At 43.7% G+C, this 14,639-nt stretch carries 12 protein-coding genes, 1 tRNA gene and 1 pseudogene; 10 read left to right on the top strand and 4 right to left on the bottom strand.

Annotated features, from left to right (window positions below):
• From DWW91_RS14100 to DWW91_RS14075, 6 genes and pseudogenes are all read left to right on the top strand, one after another.
• Nucleotides 1-276, top strand: a pseudogene (locus DWW91_RS14100) (hypothetical protein); the annotation flags it as partial.
• A gap of 594 nt (nucleotides 277-870) precedes the next feature.
• Nucleotides 871-1,539, top strand: coding sequence for an ABC transporter ATP-binding protein (locus DWW91_RS14095; protein ID WP_007655317.1), 669 nt, complete (start codon nucleotides 871-873; stop codon nucleotides 1,537-1,539).
• An 18-nt stretch (nucleotides 1,540-1,557) separates the two neighbouring features.
• Entirely contained in the window at nucleotides 1,558-2,823 is a 1,266-nt protein-coding gene (locus DWW91_RS14090) for an ABC transporter permease (protein ID WP_010801721.1), read from the top strand.
• A 2-nt stretch (nucleotides 2,824-2,825) separates the two neighbouring features.
• On the top strand, nucleotides 2,826-4,097 hold the full coding sequence (locus DWW91_RS14085; protein ID WP_010801720.1) for an ABC transporter permease: 1,272 nt from the start codon (nucleotides 2,826-2,828) through the stop codon (nucleotides 4,095-4,097).
• Between the two features lie 31 nt (nucleotides 4,098-4,128).
• Nucleotides 4,129-5,490, top strand: a complete 1,362-nt coding sequence (locus DWW91_RS14080) for a sigma-54 dependent transcriptional regulator (protein ID WP_122328084.1) — start codon at nucleotides 4,129-4,131, stop codon at nucleotides 5,488-5,490.
• Nucleotides 5,487-6,794: a PAS domain-containing sensor histidine kinase gene (locus DWW91_RS14075; protein ID WP_122328083.1), complete on the top strand. Its 1,308-nt coding sequence runs from the start codon at nucleotides 5,487-5,489 to the stop codon at nucleotides 6,792-6,794. The genes DWW91_RS14080 and DWW91_RS14075 overlap by 4 nt, the downstream gene beginning before the upstream one ends.
• Before the next feature lie 207 nt (nucleotides 6,795-7,001).
• Here DWW91_RS14075 and DWW91_RS14070 read toward each other — a convergent pair whose 3' ends face one another.
• The 4 genes from DWW91_RS14070 to DWW91_RS14055 all read right to left on the bottom strand — a co-directional run bounded on the left by DWW91_RS14070 (nucleotide 7,002) and on the right by DWW91_RS14055 (nucleotide 9,512).
• A complete protein-coding gene (locus DWW91_RS14070; protein WP_122328082.1) occupies nucleotides 7,002-7,919 on the bottom strand; it encodes a hypothetical protein in 918 nt (305 codons plus the stop codon).
• Nucleotides 7,920-7,953: 34 nt separating this feature from the next.
• Nucleotides 7,954-8,847 (bottom strand): slipin family protein, encoded by an 894-nt coding sequence (locus DWW91_RS14065; RefSeq protein WP_007655328.1) that lies wholly within the window; start codon nucleotides 8,845-8,847, stop codon nucleotides 7,954-7,956.
• Nucleotides 8,848-8,852: 5 nt separating this feature from the next.
• A complete protein-coding gene (locus DWW91_RS14060; RefSeq protein WP_007655329.1) occupies nucleotides 8,853-9,233 on the bottom strand; it encodes a GntR family transcriptional regulator in 381 nt (126 codons plus the stop codon).
• Between the two features lie 205 nt (nucleotides 9,234-9,438).
• Nucleotides 9,439-9,512, bottom strand: a tRNA-Met gene (locus DWW91_RS14055).
• A 198-nt stretch (nucleotides 9,513-9,710) separates the two neighbouring features.
• On the opposite strand from DWW91_RS14055, the gene DWW91_RS14050 reads away from it, so the two are divergent.
• The 4 genes from DWW91_RS14050 to DWW91_RS14035 all read left to right on the top strand — a co-directional run bounded on the left by DWW91_RS14050 (nucleotide 9,711) and on the right by DWW91_RS14035 (nucleotide 14,637).
• Complete coding sequence (locus DWW91_RS14050) at nucleotides 9,711-10,094, top strand: START-like domain-containing protein (RefSeq protein ID WP_122328081.1); 384 nt, start codon at nucleotides 9,711-9,713, stop codon at nucleotides 10,092-10,094.
• Nucleotides 10,095-10,196: 102 nt separating this feature from the next.
• Nucleotides 10,197-12,137, top strand: a complete 1,941-nt coding sequence (locus tag DWW91_RS14045) for an LptF/LptG family permease (protein WP_046145497.1) — start codon at nucleotides 10,197-10,199, stop codon at nucleotides 12,135-12,137.
• 7 nt (nucleotides 12,138-12,144) lie between these two features.
• Nucleotides 12,145-13,362 carry a bifunctional 3,4-dihydroxy-2-butanone-4-phosphate synthase/GTP cyclohydrolase II gene (locus DWW91_RS14040; RefSeq protein WP_007655333.1) on the top strand — a complete coding sequence of 406 codons (1,218 nt, stop codon included), beginning with the start codon at nucleotides 12,145-12,147 and terminating at the stop codon, nucleotides 13,360-13,362.
• Between the two features lie 81 nt (nucleotides 13,363-13,443).
• On the top strand, nucleotides 13,444-14,637 hold the full coding sequence (locus tag DWW91_RS14035) for a pyridoxal phosphate-dependent aminotransferase (RefSeq protein WP_010801692.1): 1,194 nt from the start codon (nucleotides 13,444-13,446) through the stop codon (nucleotides 14,635-14,637).
• Nucleotides 14,638-14,639 lie beyond the last annotated feature (2 nt).

The raw sequence follows: 14,639 nt of genomic DNA, 5'->3' as shown, positions 1-14,639 counted from the left end.
ACAGGCGAAGAAATTGAATATATCATCCCTGCAACCATGGACGCAAAAGGTAACGTTGTTGCTGACAACACAGCTATTTTACCGGCTTCCGACGTGACTATAGAGCTTTATAAAGATGATAACATGATCCTTTCTTCAAAAAATGTCAAAAATTCGGAGAAAGTGTCTGTAAACGAAGGAGAACTGTCAGAAATTACTTTTGACCTCTCAAAAAACAATTGCAATATTGTTGTAACAGACTGGGGTACAGTTATTCAACATGTTACAATTGGTTAAAATTTGACCCTCAATTTTTTATATGCATAAGGGCGCACATTCGGATAGTTCCGCGTGTGCGCCGTTTTTTTTTCATACATGCGATTCTCCGTGATAGCTTTACCGCCCTTTATGATAGTAAAACATGCGTTAATTTTTACAACAAAACCATTGATTTACATTGCCTATATTCACAGCATAGGCAAACAGATCACAATTGACATGTTTACCACCCACACAATAAATCAAAGCAAAGATTGACAGGTACGCCTCTCACGTATGATAGAAATACACATGCTACAAATACAACTAAACATAGTACATTTGTAGACACAATACAATTTGTGAAATTTTACCCTATACTCTGCTTGTGTGAACCCTTAATTCCGCAAGCAAACCTTAATTAATATAACCGTGAGGTTACATAATTAATAAGCCCGCATTCTCAAGTTGTTTATAAACGACAATCTGAGAATGCGGGCTTTTTTTATTCCGGTTTATGGACAAATTTGTCCGTATTCGGACACCCTCCCCATAAAGCGAACACTCATTTTCAACACAATAGGGTTTTGGCATATACATTGTTACTATAGAGACAGATAAACTGAGGATAATATGGAAATAATCAAACTGGAAGGTATAACAAAAGTATACCGCACAACGGAAGTAGAGACCACAGCACTTGAAAATGTAAATCTCACAGTCAGAAAAGGTGAGTTTCTTTCTATTATGGGGCCATCGGGATGCGGAAAGAGTACCCTGCTCAATCTAATGGGATTGCTGGATCTGCCGGATCAGGGAAAAATCCTGATCAACGAGACGGAAACCACACAGATGAAAGACGGAGAAATGGCTGAGTTCAGGAACAAAATGCTGGGATTCGTTTTTCAGAGTTTTCACCTGATCAATTCACTGAATGTACTGGATAACGTAGAACTGCCCCTGCTCTACCGTAATTCAACAGCTAAAAGCCGACGGGAAGCTGCTGAAAAAGTATTGGAGAAGGTAGGACTATCACACCGGATGAGACATTTACCTACACAGTTATCGGGTGGACAATGCCAGCGTGTAGCTTTGGCACGGGCCATTGTCGGGAATCCGCAGATCATTCTGGCGGATGAACCAACCGGAAACCTGGATAGTAAAATGGGTTCGGAGATTATGGAACTTCTGTTTCAGTTGAATGAGGATGGTACCACCATAGTAATGGTCACGCATGACGAGCATATTGCCGAGTCAACGCAACGCATTGTCCGTTTTTTCGATGGAAGACGAGTTGAATAATTTTATAAAGGAACCACTATGTACAGGATATATTTCAAACAGGCGCTGCTGATGCTGAAACAAAACAAGTTTATCAGCGCCATCGCAATTATAGGAACGGCACTGGCAATCATGATGATCATGACAATCATCGTGGCCGATGAAATAAAAGGTATCAGCGCCCAACCGGAAATAAACAGGGAGCGAACCTTACATATCAACTACCAGGTAAAAAAAGACACGACAAAAAACAGCTGGCAATCGGGCAGTCTATCGTATGATATCGTAAAAGATTACCTGTACCCGTTGAAAACTCCCCGATATGTTTCGGCCGTTACATCAATACATCCCAAACGTCCGTCCACACTGGTCAGCCGGGAAGGATCCAGCGAGATTATAAGTGCAGACCAAAGGCTCACCGATGCCACTTACTGGAAAATATTTTCTTTTTCTTTTATAAAGGGACGTCCGTTCAACGAAGGGGAATTTAATTCCGGAATATCTGTCGCAGTCGTTTCTGAAACGCTGGCAAAAAAAGCATTCAAAGGAGAAACAGCACTCGGACAAACGATTCTGGTTAACTTCAAACCGTACCGGATCATAGGAATCGTGAAGGATGTATCGCCGGTATTCAAACGGGCTTACGGAGATCTATGGGTACCCTATTCATCCCTGAAAAAAGAAAACCTATATTTCGATGTGGTTATAATGGCTGAAAAAACCAGCGATTTTGCGGCAATAACCGCAGAGGTGAGAAACATGGAGAAAAAATACAACACAGAGAATGCTCCCTGGACGCTTTATATGAAAGGACCGTTGAACAATCAATTCTATCAGAAAGACATCCGGGGAAACAGCGTCGAGGATATTACGAAATCGATCACCATCCAGAACAGGAAAATGATCTTCATCCTGCTGATACTTTTGCTGATACCGGCAATCAACCTCTCAGGACTAAGCCTTTCGCGCATGAAAAAACGAACGGAAGAAATCGGGATACGGAAAGCGTTCGGTGCAAAAAGATACACGATCCTGATACAGGTGCTTTTTGAAAACCTGATTACTTCGCTGATCGGTGGGGTGATCGGTCTGATCCTGTCGTACGTTATAGTATTCCGGATGCGGGACTGGCTGCTCGATATTCCGTCCGGCAGTACAATACCGGTCAATACGCTGATTTCCATTCCGGTCCTGCTGGCGGTATTTGCCGTCTGCCTGGTCATCAACCTGCTTTCTGCGGGAATACCGGCCTACCGGGCTTCACGGATGAAGATTATTAATTCACTCAATCAAAATGATAACTGATTATGATACGCCACATATTTAAAATCATCTGGAACGAACGTAAAACGAATGCGTGGATCACCCTGGAATATGTACTTGTATTCTGTGTACTCTGGTTTTGTGTCGATTATCTTTTCTATATGGGAAAATGCTATTTTGAACCGAATGGTTTCGACATAGAACATACCTATCAGATCAATATGCAGAGAAAGCCGGCAGACAGTGCCGCATTTCCGACAGAAGACGGGCCGACGGAAGAGACGGACAAACAAGCGCTGGCTATGACTTTTCTGAATCGTGTAAACAACTATCCGGGAGTGGAAAGTGTGAGTTTTTCGAAATGGGGTGCTCCTTTTGCCTGGTCAAATTATATGAGCAGTTATTATATTAATGAAGACACAGCCAACATGGTAACCCTACGGATGAGATGGGTCAGCGACAGTTTCTTCGATGTGTTCAAAATAAAAAATACAGTCAAAGAACTCAGCGATTGGGGAATACCGGGAACAAGGATGATCGTGATCACCCCCAGCCGGAACGGGGAGTTCGGTTCTTCGGAATATGCTGTACCGCTATCCGACGTAAAACAATTAACCGCTACCCATGACAAGGCGGTCTACACTATTATCGGAACTGCCGATAAGATGAAAGACAGTTACTTCGATTCTTTTTACAGCAATATGATACAACCGCTGGATAAAAAAGAATATGATCTGGCGAATATGCAGATATATATCCGTGTGAGTCCGGGAGTCGACAATGATTTTGCGGAACGGTTTACCCGTGAAATGCGTGACCAACTGATGCTGGGGCCTTATTTTCTGGCTTCCGTCTTTTCATCGACGAAAAATGCAAGAGAAATGAACTGGCCGACAGGCGACCTGAACGGGATATATGCCATCACCACTTTTCTGATCCTGAATATATTCCTGGGGATTATCGGGACATTCTGGTACCGGACACAGACACGCCGGAGCGAAGTCGGTCTGCGGCTGGCACTCGGGGCAACCCGGCAGGGAGTAAAACAGATGATTTTCGGGGAGACATTACTGATATTATTTATCGCCAGTGTGGTAGGTGTAAATATCTGCCTTAACATCAACCAGACGGAGTTACTGGAATTGCTGGACATCCCTATCTCCAACAGAATGGAGGCAGGCATAGGAATGGAACAGGAGTTTATCAACTATGTATTGACTTTCGGTCTGTTGGCAACGATATCCCTGATAGCCGTATGGTACCCGGCCCGACAAGCCGCAAAGATTCCTCCGGCAGAGGCCCTACGGGATGAATAAAATTTGTAACTTTGATAAATAATAAACGAATATGATACTTATCTGTGACGATGATACAACGGTACGGACTTCGCTTACACTGGTCCTGAAACGGGCCGGATATGAGGTAGCTACGGCAGCAAACCAGCAGGAGGCCATTGATTTCGTGCGCCATACCTGTCCGCAATTGATCTTGATGGATATGAATTATAGCAACACAACGACCGGGGAAGAAGGACTGGAACTGCTTGCCAAAGTACAGGTATTTTGCCCGGCAGTCCCGGTTATCCTGATCACGGCCTGGGGTTCCATCAACCTCGCTGTCCAAGGCATACGTGCCGGTGCTTTCGATTTTATCACGAAACCGTGGAACAACCTGGCTTTGCTGAAAACAATAGAAACAGCCATACAACTCAGGGACAGCGAAGAAAAAAATCCGGACCCGAAAAACGGGAAAACGGAAAGAACGGACCGTTTTGACAAGATCATCGGCAGATCTCCCCTTCTGCAACAGGTTTTAAATACAATCTCACGCATCAGCCAGACGAATGCCCCTGTGCTGATCACCGGCGAAAGCGGCACAGGTAAGGAACTGATTGCCGAAGCAATCCACGAAAACAGCAACCGGCAAGGCAAACCGTTTGTCAAAGTCAATCTGGGAGGCATTTCTCAATCGCTGTTCGAAAGTGAAATGTTCGGCCATAAACAGGGTGCCTTCACCGACGCCCGCCACGACCGGACCGGACGGTTCGAGCTGGCGGACAAAGGGACGATCTTTCTGGATGAGATCGGGGAACTGGATCTGGTTTGCCAGGTAAAACTATTGAGAGTTTTACAGGACCAGACCTTCGAACCGCTGGGCGAGAGCAAGCCCAGGCAGGTGGATACCCGTATCATCTGTGCGACAAACAAGAATCTCCCGGAGATGGTGGCGCAAGGTACATTCCGCGAAGACCTGTTCTACCGGATCAACCTGATCACCATACAGATGCCGGCTTTACGCGAACGTCCCGAAGACATTCCCCTGTTGGTTGAATATTTTGCCCGCAAACAGGCTGAACAAAACAATCTGCCTGAAGCGGAAATATCGCAGGAAGCATTCGGATATCTGAAAAAACTGCCTTTCCACGGAAATATCCGCGAGCTGAAAAACCTGGTGGAACGAACAATTCTTATCTCAGGAAAGGATGTCATCACAGATATTGATTTCAAACAGCAATATATTGAAGTTCCTGCCAGCCAACCTGCCGGCGGGAATACAATCCTCTCCCTGGAAATGGTGGAAAGGAACATGATACAAAAAGCGGTCGAATTGTATGGTTGCAATCATTCCAGGATAGCTGCGGCATTGGGACTGAGCAGACAGACTTTATACCGCCGCCTCGAAAAATACGACATTAAACTTCCCGAATGAAATCGAAATGGATATTCTGGACGATCACGGCCTTTATCGCTTGTATATCGAGTGGTATAGGGTTCGTTTTGTTCCGGAATGAACCGATTCCTTTCTGGGTGATACAGTGCATTGCCATTTTATCGCTCCTGCTGGCGACCTTTATCTATCATAAACTGGTCAAGCCCTATCACATTCTGCTTAGTGGAATGCAATTACTCAAAGACCAGGATTTCTCAACCCATTTACGTCTGGTCAAAAATAAAGATGCCAACGAACTGATCGGGATTTTCAACCGGATGATCTCACAGTTACGGAGTGAACGGCTGGCAGTACGCGAAAAAAACCAGTTCCTTGACCTGCTTATCCACGCATCGCCACAGGGGATTATTATTCTGAACTTTGATAAACAGATCGTAGAAGTAAACCCTTCGGGGTTGAAACTATTAAACATTTCCGATATTTCAGAAATCAAAGGGAAGACTTTCAACGATTCCACATTCGAACTGGCCCCTGCTTTAGGGCAATTAAAACAGGGCGACGATATGATGGTCCGCAATTCGGTAAACAAAGTGTACCGTTGTATCCGTTCGTCTTTTATTGACCAGGGATTCAACCATCCTTTTATATTGATTGAAGAGATCACGCATGAACTGCTTAAAATAGAGAAAGATTCATACGAACGCATCATCCGTATGATGTCTCACGAGGTAAATAATTCGGTCGGGGCGATCGGTTCCACGCTGAATGTTGTCGCCGATATTTTCAAGCAGGACGGGAGCAACAAATGGGAATATGTGTTGCCGGCTATCGAGGCCTCTTTCGACCGTTGCGGACATCTGGCCAGCTTTATCAGCAACCTGGCGCAGGTTATCCGCATACCCGAACCGACTTTTTCCCTGATCTCCCTGAATGAGCAGGCCCGTTCGGTGTATTCACTGACCAGCATCGAATGCCGGCAAAGAAATATAGAATTGTCTTTATCCCTGACCGATAATGATCAATATATCCACGTAGACGGCATCCAGTTTGAACAGGTTCTGGTCAATATCATCAAAAATGCTTACGAGGCAATCGGGGAAAACGGCAGGATAAAAATCAGTACCCACCATTCCCCTTTATCCATTATCATAGAAGACAATGGTCCCGGAATAAGCGAGGAGGCCAAACAAAAACTTTTCACCCCCTTCTTCACCACCAAATCATCCGGACAGGGGATCGGCCTGATGTTTGTCAGAGAGGTACTGACAAACCATCGATGCCGATTCAGCCTGTCGACAGAAGAGGGTTATACCCGGTTTAAAATATTCTTTGAAGTGATATAAAGAAAGAGGTTAGATTTGTCAAAAGTGAGCTATCTTGTCCCCGTGCTTGACACGGGGCCGCAAGAGAACTGGCGGTATCAAAAAATACATACAGGATACAGTCTGTCCCCTTGCGATCCCGTGTCAAGCACGGGAACGGGATAACTCAATTATTTCTAAAACTGAGCGAAACAAGATTTTTAATTGAAAAAAGCTAATTTCTTGCTCTCATTCTATCCTGAACAACTTATTCTTATAATCTATTATTATAGTATTATTGAAGAAATAGGCATTTCCGGTTATTCCCCACACATTAAAAGAATCATAAATACCATTCCAGAGTCCTTCTTTATCATAATAGACCCGTGAGTTTCCCAAAGCTTTCCCAGCAAACTCTATGGGCTTGTTGACTTCAAGCCCATAGAAAGTTATTTCCTTTCCCCACCATAAAGGACCACTCAAAGAATCGACGATTACCGAACCGGATATATCCAACGCTCTCTCTTTCGTTGTTACCAACTGAAAGGGACTTGACCCGGTATCGAACATTAACTTATAATTTTTGCCATTAATACAAAACGGAAGTCGTATGATACCAGCCGTCAATTCAAATTTTTCTGCCGGCAAGTCGTTATATTCAGCCGGTAAAAAATCAGATATAGCAAATCTGTTTAATTTATAATCGATTATTAGAAATTTGTCCTGGAATATATCGGCAGCAATTGTTCCAATATGTTTCGGGGTTTTAGAGCGAAGCGAATCTTCAGGAATTTTATCACCAAAGTCTTTTTTATAACCGATATTAATGCTGTTAAAATCAACCGTTCCCATTTTCAGGCTTAGATTTCTAAACATTCCGGTCGAATCCAGATTACCCATTAAAGAAGGGCATTCCGCAAGATATGGTTCTAATGAATTTCCATAAAATACGGATTGATACGTTCCCAGATCAAACTGCATCGTAAAATCATATGGCAAACCATCTATTTTTACAGGTACATATATATATGCTTTTTCAATATATTGTCCGGAAATAGTATCACCCTCCCAATTGAATGGAACCCAATCCAAAGATTGTTTTTGAGAACAACCTATAAAGATAAAAAATAGAAGGATCAAAGAGAGTCCGTGCTTATGTCTGTTCATAAATTATAAAAGTCCTTTTAATTCATACATTATATCATTCGTGTGCAAACGCCTCGTTGCTTTTTGCCAACGAAACCAATCCTCCCATGGCACCCAGGTTCATGGAATCGAGCGCCGAACTGGGGACAATAACCATAGAGCCTTTTTCTTTCAAGCCTTCAAACAACATATTCATTCCCCTGAGATGCAGGGCTACCGGATTATCCGTGTACTTTCGACTGGCTAGTTCAAACTTTTCGGCAATTTCAGTCTCCGCCGTTCCCAGGATAACGCGTGCTCTTCTTTCACGCTCAGCTTGTGCCTCTTTACTCATGGCGTCGGCCAGGTCCTGAGGTATGGCGATGTCGTTAATACCAACGGTTTGACAAGTGATTCCCCAGGGATTTGTGTTCCGATCCAGAACATGTTGCAAGTCTTCGGCTATTTTATCACGTTCCTGCAAGAGAGTAGATAATTCATGTTTACCGATCGTATCTCTTAAACCGGTCTGTGCAATATGCTCGATGGCTCTTTGATATTCCTGAACTTCCAGAGCTGCTTTTTCAACGTCCCAAACCGTCCAGTACACAACAGCATCCACATTCACCGGTACCGTATCTTTGGTCAGGGTCTGCTCTGCCTTAAAGGCGCTTACCCTCACACGCTGGTCGATATAAGCAGAGACACTGTCAATAATAGGAATTATCATAAATGGACCAGGACCTCTTAAACCTTTGAATTTACCCATTCGTAACACCACTGCCCGTTCCCACTGGTCGGCAATGCGGATAGAAGTAGCCAATAATCCGGAAAAGAGGATTAAGAGCACAAAGACCTGAACATTTACAATCTGTAAAACAGACAGAATGATCGATACAGAAATCAATACCAGCAATACTGTAAGAGAAATTGGATTAAACCATCCCTTGTTAATTACATTTGTTGTCATAACTATTATTTTTTAGAGGTTTCAATGTCTTTCAATTCCCGCATGACTTCATCCAGATTAAAGCCATAACTAAACGCTACGGAAGAAAACTGCATGCAAATCTCTTTCAGCTTATCTTCCCTTTCCTTTTCCGACACCACATTTTCTGTTTTGTTGATAAAAGTGCCGGTACCTTGCTGAGTCTCCAGAATATTTTTGATCTCCAATTCTTTATACGCTTTGGATACCGTATTCAGGTTTACCTTCAGTTCCACAGCAAGTGCCCTGACTGTAGGAAGCTGTTCACCCAATTTAAGTTGTCCGGATGCTATGCCAAATATGATCTGGTCGATAATCTGACGGTACACCGGTACGCCGCTGGAATAATCCAATAAAAACTTAATCATATAGATATATATTATATTATAGAAACATTGTACTATTATTATATGACAAAGATACAAGAAAAATCACTCCACCAAACTTTTTAGCAATATTTTTTCAAAAAAAGTACATTTCGCAGGATTTATCCGGATAATAGCTTAAATGGAGAGATTAGAAACAGAGGAGATACAAACAAAAAAGGCTTACAATTTCTTGTAAGCCTTTCAGTAGCGAGACCCGGGATTGAACCGGGGACCTCATGATTATGAATCATGCGCTCTAACCAGCTGAGCTATCTCGCCATCATGTCGTCAACTTTTCTTATTGACGCTGCAAAAGTAGAGGTTATTTTTATATTATGCAACACTTTTGCAAAAAAAAATCTTTTATTTTTCAGGGCTTTCAGCTAAGGCGTTAAAAATTAGATGCTTTTTTACTCTAATAATATTGGGAAATATGAATCTTTTGAGTAACTTGCTGCGCAAATAATTGTATGAAAGATGAAAAAAGAGAAGTTTCATATCGAATACATTTTCGATAAAGTTTCGCGACGAAGTTTATGGAATCACCTCACTACCCCTCCAGGATTGTCTGCCTGGTTTGCTGATGACGTAACGATCAATGACAACACGTATGTTTTTAAGTGGAACAGGGATGAGCAGGAGGCAGAAGTTTTGTCGATAAAACCGGAAATTAGTATCCGCTACCGGTGGACAGACGAGGAAGAAGATAATGTTTACTTCGAATTTTTAATTCACACGGTTGAACTTACCGGAGCAACTGCTCTTGAAATAACCGACTTTGCCGAGCCGGATGAAAAGAAAGATTCAATCAATTTATGGGACTCACAAGTCTATGAATTGAAACGTACACTCGGGATTTAGGTTGTTTTAGAGAATTATGTAATGTTCTTATCGTTTTTTACACTACTTTTGCCCCGTCAACCCGGATAGGCAATGTTGAAGATAAAACGATTATATACATTTATGCTGCAGACTTTCCTGCCGTTGTTCATTATGACCTTCGGTATCTGTCTGTTTATTGTACTCATGCAGTTCCTTTGGAGGTACATAGACGACATGGTGGGAAAGGGACTGGGGATTCCTGTGCTCGGCGAAATGTTTTTTTATGCTGCTTTATTCCTCCTCCCCATGGCTTTACCTTTGGCCATTTTGCTTGCATCTCTGATGACTTTCGGTAACCTGGGCGAACGCCTGGAATTGCTGGCGATGAAATCTGCCGGAGTATCGCTGATACATATCATGCGGCCGTTGATCATCACAATCGGGATTATCAGTATCGGCGCTTTCTTTTTCCAGAACAATGCAATGCCTGTCGTACAGGTGAAACTATATTCCCTTCTCTACTCCATGCGCCAGAAGTCGCCGGAACTGGATATTCCGGAAGGTGTATTCTATGGGGAAATTACGGGATATAATGTATATGTAAAAGAAAAAAACAATCAGACCGGATTACTGAAAGATGTCATGATCTATGACTATTCCAAAGGTTTCAATAACGCACGTGTGATCCTTGCAGACTCTGGCAGACTGAAAACATCTGCGGACAAGCTGTTTCTGGTCTTATCCCTTTTCAATGGGGAGTCGTTTGAAAACCTGTCCGAAGGCCAGACAGGCAGCAACAACCGGAAAACAGCTGTTCCTTACCGCAGGGAGACATTCAGCACCAAAGATATTCTGATAGATTTCGATGCAAACTTCACCCGCACGGATGAATCTTTTATGCAAAACCAATATATGGGTAAGCAGCTGAAGGATTTACAGACCTCTATTGACTCCATGACCGTACGGCTCGACAGCATCAAGGCGATCAATTCCAAAAATGTGTATGACATGTCTTATAAAAAGACATTCTCCAAACCCAAAAGGGAGTTATCCCAACAGGCAGAAACGGGAACCGGCAATACTGCAACAGCAAACGACGCTGATTCTCTCACCAAAATATCAAACGAACCGGTCAAAATAATCAATTTCGACAGTTTGTATAAAGCCGAAGCACCAAGCGGGCAAGCCGCCTTATTGGTCCGTGCCAAATCAAACATTGAAAGTGTAAAGGCCGATTATTATTTCAAAGCTGCAACATTAGGAGACGAGGCTTACAAAGTACGCCGCCACCTGACTGAATGGCATAAGAAATTCACCTTATCTTTCGCTTGTATGGTCTTCTTCTTTATCGGTGCCCCACTGGGAGCAATTATCCGTAAAGGAGGACTGGGAATGCCGGTCGTTATTTCCGTAATCCTGTTTATATTCTATTATATTATAGACAATATCGGATTTAAAATGGCACGCGACGGTATATGGGAAGCCTGGGAAGGAATGTGGCTGAGTTCCGCTATTCTGGCACCACTAGGGATTTTCCTGACTTATAAGGCTGTTAATGACAGTGTCATATTGAATGCAGACACCTATCTGAACGCCATAAAGAATTTTATTGGTAAACGGGCCGGACGTAAGGTGGAGAAAAAAGAGGTAATCATTTTTAATCCGGACTATGCAGCTATGTTGCCGCGCCTGGATAAGCTGGCGGAAAACTGCGCCGAATATCTCAAAAGCCATAAACGTTGGTTGAACTATTTCACTTTCTGGAAACAAGGCGGAAAGGATCATACGGCAGAACAGCTGGCTACAGAAATGGAAGGTATCATTGAAGAACTGGGTAACTCCGATCAGAATCTAGTACTAAACAAACTGATGGATTATCCTGTTATCGGCGGATACAACCAACTGAATGCAAATCTCAACGGAAAGATCGGACTGGCATTCGGTATATTTTTCCCGATCGGACTTCCGGTCTATTTGCTTGCTACATACCAGCGTAAATTATTACGCCATGATATACAAGTAGTACAAAAAACAAGCCGCGAATTGGAAGATATGATCCGGAACTTAGAAATTAAAAATTAAAACAGATATGAGTGAGATCAAATTAAACACCATCGAAGAAGCAATCGAAGATTTTCGTGAAGGTAAATTCCTGATCGTTGTTGACGACGAAGATCGTGAAAACGAAGGGGACTTCATTGTTGCTGCGGAAAAGATAACGCCCGAAAAAGTAAATTTCATGATGACATACGGTCGTGGTGTATTATGCGCCCCGATCACCGAAGAACGTTGCCAGGAGCTGGACCTGGATATGCAGGTTGCCAGAAACACCTCTATGCTCGAGACACCGTTCACCGTAACTGTCGATAAACTGGGTGGCGGTTGCACGACCGGTGTATCCATGTTCGACCGTGCCGAAACGATCCGTGCACTGGCTGATACACAGACAAAGCCTTCTGACCTGGGACGTCCGGGACATGTGAACCCGCTGCGAGCCCGTTCACGCGGTGTACTCCGTCGTGCCGGACATACCGAAGCAGCTGTCGACCTGGCCCGCCTGGCCGGCCTCTATCCTGCCGGGGCATTGATCGAGATCATCAATGAAGACGGAACAATGGCACGTCTGCCGCAATTAGTGGAAGTAGCTAAAAAGTTCGATATCAAGATCATTTGTATTAAGGATCTGATTGCCTACCGCCTGAAAACAGAGTCCATTGTTGACAAAGGTGTAGAAGTCGATATGCCGACCCAGTACGGTCATTTCCACCTGATCCCTTTCCGACAGAAAAGTAACGGATTGGAGCATATCGCTCTGATAAAAGGCGATATATCCGGAGAGGAACCGGTATTGGTTCGCGTACATTCATCTTGTGCAACCGGTGATATTTTCGGTTCTATGCGTTGCGAATGCGGCGAACAGTTGCACAAAGCCATGCAAATGATTGAAAAAGAAGGACGCGGAGCTATCGTCTACCTGAACCAGGAAGGACGCGGCATCGGCCTGATGGATAAAATGAAAGCTTACAAACTTCAGGAAGAAGGATTGGATACGGTAGACGCCAACCTGCATTTGGGACACCAGGCTGATGAACGCGATTATGGCGTCGGAGCACAGATCCTGAAGCACATCGGCATTACCAAAATGCGCCTGATGACAAACAATCCGATCAAGCGTGTAGGCCTGGAAGCTTATGGTTTAACAATTGTGGAAAACGTTCCTATCGAAGTCACTCCGAACAAATATAATGAATTTTATATGAAGACAAAAAAGGAGCGTATGGGACATGTTCTCCATAACATCAAATAATTAGCAATTTGTTGCAAAGAATCCGATTATTAATTACTTTTGTCGCAACTATTTAAAATAACCTATACAAACAGCAGTGTTATGACACAAGTTTCAGATCGTTTAGCAAGTTTATCGCCTTCCGCTACGTTGGCGATGTCTCAGAAGAGCAATGAGCTCAAAGCACAAGGTATCGATGTTATCAACCTGAGTGTGGGAGAACCTGATTTCAACACACCTGATCACATCAAGGAAGCAGCCAAGCAAGCGGTAGACGACAATTTCTCTCGCTATTCTCCGGTTCCCGGTTATCCGGCATTACGCAATGCTATCGTTACCAAGCTGAAGAATGAAAACGGGTTGGAATACGCAGCTACACAGATTTCCTGCGCGAACGGAGCTAAACAATCCGTTTGTAACACAATTCTGGTGTTGGTTAATCCCGGAGACGAAGTTATCATTCCGGCACCGTTCTGGGTAAGCTATCCTGAAATGGTCAAACTGGCTGAAGGTAAACCGGTAATCGTTACAGCAGGTATCGAACAGGATTTCAAGATCACTCCGGCACAGCTGGAAGCAGCTATCACACCGAAGACAAAGGCGTTGATCCTCTGCTCTCCGTCCAATCCGACTGGTTCTGTTTACAGTGCAGAAGAACTGGCAGGTTTGGCTGAAGTATTGAAAAAACATCCGGATATCATCGTTATTGCTGACGAGATCTACGAACACATCAACTATATCGGCAAACATCACAGTATCGCTTCTGTCGACGGCATGAAAGATCGCACCGTTATTGTAAACGGCGTATCCAAAGCATATGCAATGACAGGCTGGCGTATCGGTTTCATTGCCGGACCGGAATGGATCGTGAAGGCTGTAAACAAATTACAAGGTCAATACACCTCAGGTCCTTGCTCTGTCTCCCAGAAAGCTGCCGAAGCCGCTTACACAGGCTCACAGGAACCGGTTGAAGAAATGCGTAAAGCATTCGAACGCCGTCGTGACCTGATCGTTAATCTGGCTAAAGAAGTTCCGGGATTCGAAGTAAATAAGCCGGAAGGCGCTTTCTACCTGTTCCCGAAATGTAGCTACTATTATGGTAAAGCTGACGGAAACAACACAATCAAAGATGCTGACGACCTGGCTATGTATCTGCTGGAAAAGGCACACGTTGCCTGCGTAGGCGGTACTTCATTCGGTGCTCCCGAATGTATCCGTATGAGTTATGCTACCAGCGATGAAAACATCGTGGAAGCCATCAAACGTATCAAAGAGGCTTTGGCTGAACTGAAATAAGA

Source organism: Parabacteroides sp. AF17-3 (genome assembly GCF_003635445.1).
Lineage (GTDB): Bacteria > Bacteroidota > Bacteroidia > Bacteroidales > Tannerellaceae > Parabacteroides > Parabacteroides goldsteinii.
Note: the sequence above shows the minus strand (reverse complement) of the source record. Positions and strands in the feature narration are given on the sequence as shown.

Excerpts from the sequence above, each read along its gene's own strand:
- DWW91_RS14085 (WP_010801720.1), top strand. The coding sequence starts at position 2,826 with ATGATACGCCACATATTTAAAATCATCTGGAACGAACGTAAAACGAAT.
- DWW91_RS14060 (WP_007655329.1), bottom strand. The coding sequence starts at position 9,233 with ATGATTAAGTTTTTATTGGATTATTCCAGCGGCGTACCGGTGTACCGT.
- DWW91_RS14070 (WP_122328082.1), bottom strand. The coding sequence starts at position 7,919 with ATGAACAGACATAAGCACGGACTCTCTTTGATCCTTCTATTTTTTATC.
- DWW91_RS14050 (WP_122328081.1), top strand. The coding sequence starts at position 9,711 with ATGAAAAAAGAGAAGTTTCATATCGAATACATTTTCGATAAAGTTTCG.
- DWW91_RS14045 (WP_046145497.1), top strand. The coding sequence starts at position 10,197 with ATGCTGCAGACTTTCCTGCCGTTGTTCATTATGACCTTCGGTATCTGT.
- DWW91_RS14040 (WP_007655333.1), top strand. The coding sequence starts at position 12,145 with ATGAGTGAGATCAAATTAAACACCATCGAAGAAGCAATCGAAGATTTT.
- DWW91_RS14075 (WP_122328083.1), top strand. The coding sequence starts at position 5,487 with ATGAAATCGAAATGGATATTCTGGACGATCACGGCCTTTATCGCTTGT.
- DWW91_RS14090 (WP_010801721.1), top strand. The coding sequence starts at position 1,558 with ATGTACAGGATATATTTCAAACAGGCGCTGCTGATGCTGAAACAAAAC.
- DWW91_RS14035 (WP_010801692.1), top strand. The coding sequence starts at position 13,444 with ATGACACAAGTTTCAGATCGTTTAGCAAGTTTATCGCCTTCCGCTACG.
- DWW91_RS14080 (WP_122328084.1), top strand. The coding sequence starts at position 4,129 with ATGATACTTATCTGTGACGATGATACAACGGTACGGACTTCGCTTACA.
- DWW91_RS14095 (WP_007655317.1), top strand. The coding sequence starts at position 871 with ATGGAAATAATCAAACTGGAAGGTATAACAAAAGTATACCGCACAACG.
- DWW91_RS14065 (WP_007655328.1), bottom strand. The coding sequence starts at position 8,847 with ATGACAACAAATGTAATTAACAAGGGATGGTTTAATCCAATTTCTCTT.